Annotated in this window: 7 protein-coding genes and 1 other RNA gene; 3 read left to right on the forward strand and 5 right to left on the reverse strand. The window is 42.8% G+C overall.

What is annotated here, in order from left to right; translation table 11 throughout:
- Positions 1–51 precede the first annotated feature (51 nt).
- From queF to AACX33_RS22670, 5 genes are all read right to left on the reverse strand, one after another.
- The gene (queF, locus tag AACX33_RS22650) at positions 52–462 is read right to left on the reverse strand and encodes a preQ(1) synthase (RefSeq protein ID WP_193999223.1); all 411 of its coding nucleotides are present in this window, start codon (positions 460–462) and stop codon (positions 52–54) included.
- Positions 463–538: 76 nt separating this feature from the next.
- Positions 539–940, reverse strand: a complete 402-nt coding sequence (locus AACX33_RS22655; protein ID WP_193999221.1) for a hypothetical protein — start codon at positions 938–940, stop codon at positions 539–541.
- Between the two features lie 131 nt (positions 941–1,071).
- Positions 1,072–1,473 (reverse strand): phasin family protein, encoded by a 402-nt coding sequence (locus AACX33_RS22660; protein ID WP_193999219.1) that lies wholly within the window; start codon positions 1,471–1,473, stop codon positions 1,072–1,074.
- Positions 1,474–1,500: 27 nt separating this feature from the next.
- Positions 1,501–1,597: signal recognition particle sRNA small type (gene ffs / locus AACX33_RS22665), an RNA gene on the reverse strand.
- 37 nt (positions 1,598–1,634) lie between these two features.
- Entirely contained in the window at positions 1,635–1,901 is a 267-nt protein-coding gene (locus AACX33_RS22670; protein ID WP_193999217.1) for a YciI family protein, read from the reverse strand.
- An 80-nt stretch (positions 1,902–1,981) separates the two neighbouring features.
- Here AACX33_RS22670 and AACX33_RS22675 point away from each other — a divergent pair, with 80 nt between their 5' ends.
- From AACX33_RS22675 to AACX33_RS22685, 3 genes are all read left to right on the forward strand, one after another.
- On the forward strand, positions 1,982–2,530 hold the full coding sequence (locus tag AACX33_RS22675; RefSeq protein WP_193999215.1) for a 2'-5' RNA ligase family protein: 549 nt from the start codon (positions 1,982–1,984) through the stop codon (positions 2,528–2,530).
- Between the two features lie 100 nt (positions 2,531–2,630).
- On the forward strand, positions 2,631–4,034 hold the full coding sequence (locus AACX33_RS22680) for a glycoside hydrolase 100 family protein (protein WP_193999213.1): 1,404 nt from the start codon (positions 2,631–2,633) through the stop codon (positions 4,032–4,034).
- Positions 4,035–4,120: 86 nt separating this feature from the next.
- Positions 4,121–6,001 (forward strand): ABC transporter ATP-binding protein, encoded by a 1,881-nt coding sequence (locus AACX33_RS22685; RefSeq protein ID WP_193999211.1) that lies wholly within the window; start codon positions 4,121–4,123, stop codon positions 5,999–6,001.
- Positions 6,002–6,182 lie beyond the last annotated feature (181 nt).

A 6,182-nucleotide genomic window follows, 5' to 3' on the forward strand; every position in this document is an offset into this window, starting at 1 on the left:
AGCGCAGAGGTACGCGGAGAATTGAAGACTCAGCGCCCTCGGCGTTTAAATTTATTTCTGATGACGCACTTCTACTACTGTATGGACATTACCACGGGGAGTAAAATCTGCCTTGACTGTCACTTCTAAGGGGTCACAAGCAGCCACAAAATCATCTAAAATTTGATTGGCAGATTCTTCGTGAGAAATATAGCGATCGCGATAACTATTAATATACAGCTTCAAAGCCTTCAATTCTACCACACGCTCATCAGGCATATAGGTAATATAAATCGTCGCAAAATCAGGATAACCAGAAAACGGACACTTACAAGTAAATTCCGGTAAAGAAATACTCACATCATATCGCCTACCCACACGCGGATTCGGAAAAGTAATTAACTTACCCTCAGTAATCTCACGTTCACCATACTTCATTTCAGGCTGTGACTGGGATACGATCTCAGGTGAAGAATTGCTCATACTTTCTTAAATATATAACTTTTTAAATCCCAAAAACTCAGCTTACCTTAGCGCCCCTCTGCGTTTAAAATCTCTCCTATTCCTTTTCCTTTTCCCAATCAGGACAATTTTTATCATCCCAGCCATGAGGGTGCATACCACAGACTAATAGATTACCACCATATACTTGACCGTGGTAGTGATCACAACCTACACAAGCAGGGTTTTTTTCTAAAGTAGGTTCAACCCCGTAAGGAAAACCAGGATCAGAATCTCCGATCACGTCTTCCAGTTCCCAGTAGATTTCCAAATTTGAGTCCGTCAGTTCCTGTAAATACTGGTCAATGTCAGTAGCAATAGAATTTTGTACCTGATCGGAAAACTCTTCCGTTAGTTCAAAAAATACATCTACCATTTCACTCATTCCTAAGAAAAAGCGTTCTACTTCATCAGCCACGGTTTCGACCATTTCCGCTAAATCTTTTTGCCATTGTTCCATAAATTCTACGCCCTTACCGGATATCAACAGGACGCTTAGTGCTATCCGGCTTGCAGCACTATTCTACATCCTCGGCAATGTATCTTATCAAGTTTCTGCACATAGGGCTATGCCTAGATGCCGCTAACTGCTTACTGGTCTTGTTGCAGGTCTTGTAACTCTTTTTGCAGTTTTAAAACTTGTTCGCGCAAGTCGTTAACATTATTTTTTGAAGACTCTTTTGACGTTGGGGAATCCTTGACAGTTCCCACTTCATCTTCTTCTAAAATTTCAATGCGGCGGGGTTCAGAAGCTGGAGATTTCTCCGGTGTTTCACTGGATTTTGGCGGCTGTTGCGCTTGCTTCATCATATCTTCGACGAAACGGCGGGCTTCTTCTGTGTTCATTTCGCCCTTTGCCACCATTTCATCAGCCAGTTTTTGGACTTGCGATCGCAGTTCGCCCAACTTCCCTCCTGCTTTCTCACCTGCGTAAGAAGCTAACCCGACACCGAGGTAAAAAGCTTTTTGAACAATATCTCCAAAACCAGGCATTGTTACTGAGCGCTCCTAACAAAATAGGGCGACCCGGAGACTACGCCTACTATAAGCATCCCGTATTGCTGCTACCTTCCGGTTCTGACAAGATTTGGGCGTTACAGTCGCGCAGATCCAGGTCTAATGTCAGTATAACATAAAAATTCCGTAAGTGTGTATTACTCAACCACAATTTTCCATTCATAAAGCTGATAACTCACACAACCGTTCTGCACCAATGGATCAAGAGCCACAATTGCTTCTGCCTCAACCCTAGAAGCCGCCTCAAACATCAACATTCCTCCCCTGTCTTCTGCCCAATAGCCTGTTCTGGCTTTGTGTCCTTTGGCAATCAAATCCTCAACATAGGCTTTATGGGCGGGTACGTATTGGTCAAAAATGGGTTTATCGACTTTACCTGCTTCAATCTTGACAAATAAAGGCATTTGCGGGAGACCTCTCGGTTTTTTGTATCGTATATATATTTGTAATATTCTTTAGGCTTCGCTGTTCAAGATAAACTTATATGAGCCGTTTTTTCATCGCCCTTCTACCACCGCAGCATATTCAGGATTACGCCAACCAAATTAAGCAGCACTTCGCTGATCATTATGCCAGTCTTGGGGCGCAAAAGTCGCCGCCTCATATTACTCTGCAACCCCCTTTTGAATGGTCAGATGCTAATGTCCCACAGCTAGAAGCATCTCTGAGAGAGTTTGCTCATGGACGAGAGTCAATACCAATTACACTCAAGGGTTATGCAGCTTTTCCTCCCCGTGTTATCTACATAGATGTAGTAAAAAGTCAAGCTCTTTTGACTTTGCAAGCCGATTTAATGGCTTATGCCGAAAGTAATTTAGAAATTATTGATCAAGTATCTCAAACTCGTCCCTTTGCGCCCCATATGACTGTGGCGTTTCGGGATTTGACAAAGCAGAATTTTAGACTTGCTTGGCCTGAATTTGTCCACCGTTCCTTAGATTTTGAGTTTATGGCGGAAAATTTAACGCTGCTGCTACATGATGGTCACCGTTGGAATATCAAATCAGAGTTCGCTTTCTGCCCAAACCTCTAGAAATTTTGGTGGTGATATCCTGGAAGCGGAAGTGCGATCGCTCTTTATGGGTTGATCCGTGGGGTCAATCCAAAATCTAAAATCCCAAATTCCAAATTTTATGACTCGCGCAATTGATCAAAATAATCCGCTAGATACACAAGCCTGGAAGCTTCTAGAAGAATCGATAATTTATTACAAAGGTCAACCCATTGGGACTGTAGCCGCCCACGATCCGGAGTTAGATGCACTCAATTATGACCAGTGCTTTTTCCGTGATTTTGTCTCTTCGGCTTTGGTGTTTCTCATGGCGGGTAAACCGGAAATTGTCCGCAACTTCTTAGTAGAAACACTGAAATTACAAAGTCATGAAAAGCAAATGGACTGCTTTGAACCAGGCGCAGGATTAATGCCTGCTAGTTTTAAAGTAGAACACAACGGTGATCAGGAATTTTTAGTGGCTGATTTTGGTGAACACGCGATCGCTCGTGTTCCCCCGATTGACTCCTGTATGTGGTGGATTATCCTCCTCCGGGCTTATGGAAAGGCTACAGGCGATGTGGAACTGGCGCGTCAGCCAGAATTTCAGGAAGGAATCAAGTTGATTTTGGATCTTTGTTTGGTGCATCGGTTTTCCATGTACCCCACAATGTTGGTTCCCGATGGCGCGTTTATGATTGATCGGCGCATGGGAGTTTACGAACATCCACTGGAAATTCAAGTATTATTTTACTCCGCTCTCATGGCATCTCGTGAATTGCTGTTACCAGATGAAGATGGTGATGGCTACATCAGTAAACTAACTGGGCGATTGGGTGCATTGAAATATCACGTCCGCAATTATTACTGGATAGACCTCCAGCGATTGAGCGAAATTTATCGCTATAAAGATGATGAGTTTGGTAAAGAAGTAGCTAACAAGTTCAACATTTACCCAGAATCAATTCCCCATTGGTTAACCGAGTGGTTACCCGAAGACGGAGGCTATTTAGCAGGAAATTTGGGGCCAGGAAGGATGGATTTTCGGTTTTTTGCCCTGGGAAATCTCATGGCTATTTTGTCTTCCTTAGCCAACGATGCCGAATCTGAAAGCATCATGAATTTATTTGCTGAACGTTGGCACGATTTAATGGGTTATATGCCTGTTAAAATCTGCTATCCCGCTTTAGAAGGTGCAGAGTGGCGGATGATTACGGGATGTGACCAGAAAAATAGGGCTTGGTCTTATCATAATGGCGGTAACTGGCCGGTTTTACTTTGGTTATTTGTGGCGGCTGCTCAACAAATCGGTCGCCCAGAACTAGCCGAAAAGGCGATCGCCATTGTCGAAAAGCGGTTAATTAACGATAAATATCCGGAATATTACGATGGTAAAAACGGTCGTCTCATTGGCAAAGAAGCAAGGCTGTATCAAACTTGGAGTATCGCCGGATTAATTGCCGCAAAACAGTTTATGTCCCACCCTGAACAATTAAAACTCATTAGTTTTCCGGAAATTAGCGATAGTTTGGGTTGTCGCCTTTAATATTCCCCATTCCCCACTCCCCACTTTGCTACATTAAAGAAACGTGTTTTTCCCATTGAAAAAATTAATAATATAATGCTCTTACTATGAGCAGCTACCAATCTTTAAACAAATCCGACACAGATAACCGCGCGAATAGCAATGACTGGCGGTTATTTTTACGACTATTGCCTTATGCCCGTCGCAGTGGACGACTGTTGACACTAGCACTAGTGCTACTTATACCCATAGCATTAGCCAACGCAGTCCAACCACTGCTGATTGGACAGGTGATTTCTCTGATTCGCGATGAACCCAGCACCTATGAATTTCTCAGGAATCGCCCCTTGTCGCAGGGGTTAAATATCCTGCAAGTATTAATCCTGATTTCCATTGTGATCCGCCTGGTATTAACTGGTTTTCAGGGTTATCTACTCCAGAAGCTAGGGCAAAAAATCACAGCAGCAATTCGCCAGGATTTATTTCATCATGTGACATCTTTAGCGGTGCGTTTTTTTGACCGCACACCCATAGGTAAATTAATTACTCGACTCACCAGCGATGTAGAAGTATTGGGAGATGTATTTTCCACTGGGGCGATCGGCATTGTGTCCAATGTGTTGACCATGCTGGTGATTATCGGGATCATGCTTTCCATTGAATGGAAACTCGCTTGCTTGCTACTGGTGATCCTGCTGCCAATTACCTGGTTAATTATTTATTTTCAGCAACAGTACCGCAAAGCCAATTCCAAAGCACGGGAAGAACTTTCTAATTTAAATTCCCAGTTACAAGAAAATGTAGTTGGGATGAATATAGTACAGTTATTCCGACGAGAAAGATATAATGCTAACTTGTTTCGCAAAGCCAACAAACGCTACACCAACCAAGTAGATCAAACTATTCTTTATGATTCGGCTGTTTCAGCCACTTTGGAATGGATCGGACTAATTGCGATCGCTGGAGTACTTTTACTAGGTGGTTGGTTACTTTTAGATCAAGCCCTGACCTTCGGGGTTTTAGCTGCATTTATCTTATATGCCCAGCGATTATTTGACCCTTTAAGAGATTTTGCCGAAAAATTCACCGTCATTCAAGCTGGTTTTACCGCCATTGAACGCATTACTGACATTTTGGATGAACCTATAGAAATCCGTGATGGTAGTAATCCTCGCCTTTCCATATTAGATTCCAATTTGGACTATATGAAGAATATAGCTACTAGTATGGAATCGCAAGACTTCGAGCCTACTCCAGACTTAGGAGAAATTCGCTTTGAACACGTCTGGTTTGCCTACAAAGACGATGATTATGTCATTAAAGATTTAGACTTTGTGATTCATCCAGGTGAAAAAGTAGCCTTAGTCGGTCCCACCGGAGCAGGAAAAAGTTCGATTATTCGGCTTTTGTGCCGTCTTTATGAACCCACCAAAGGACGCATTTTAGTCGATGGAGTAGATATCCGGGAGTTACCACAAGCAGACTTACGGCGCTATATGGCAGTAATTTTGCAAGAAGGCTTTTTGTTTGCTGGTGATGTCAAAAGCAATATCACTTTAGGAGATGATTACACCCTGGCAGAAATTCAACAAGCTGCTAGTAAAACAAATATTGCCGAGTTTATTGAACAATTACCCCAAGGTTACAATACTCAACTACGACAAAGAGGAACAAATATTTCTAGTGGTCAAAAGCAACTTTTAGCCTTTGCGCGTGCAGCAATTCGTAATCCGCAAATTTTGGTGCTGGATGAAGCTACTGCTAGTTTAGATGTGAGTACAGAAACTTTAGTACAAGAGGCATTAAACAAACTTTTGGTGAAACGGACTGCGATTATTATTGCTCACCGTCTATCTACAATTCGCAATGTGAATCGCATTTTTGTGTTGAAGCGAGGTGAATTAATCGAACAAGGTAGTCATGAGCAATTGTTACAGCAAGAGGGACTATATGCGACTTTACATAATTTGCAAATGTTGGGTTCTTAACTAGCACTTTGTGTAAAAGGGCGCATTCGCGTAGCGTTTCTTAGAGGAGGTAACGCAAAGTAATACCAATTATTTGTGAGGCTGCATATTATTTCGACCCCACCCCTAGCCCCTCCCCGCAAGCGAGGCTACCGTGTACACACAAGTGATCGAATCGCCCCCTAACCCCCAATTCTGGGTG

Source organism: Nodularia sp. LEGE 04288 (assembly GCF_963896525.1).
Classification (GTDB): Bacteria; Cyanobacteriota; Cyanobacteriia; order Cyanobacteriales; family Nostocaceae; genus Nodularia.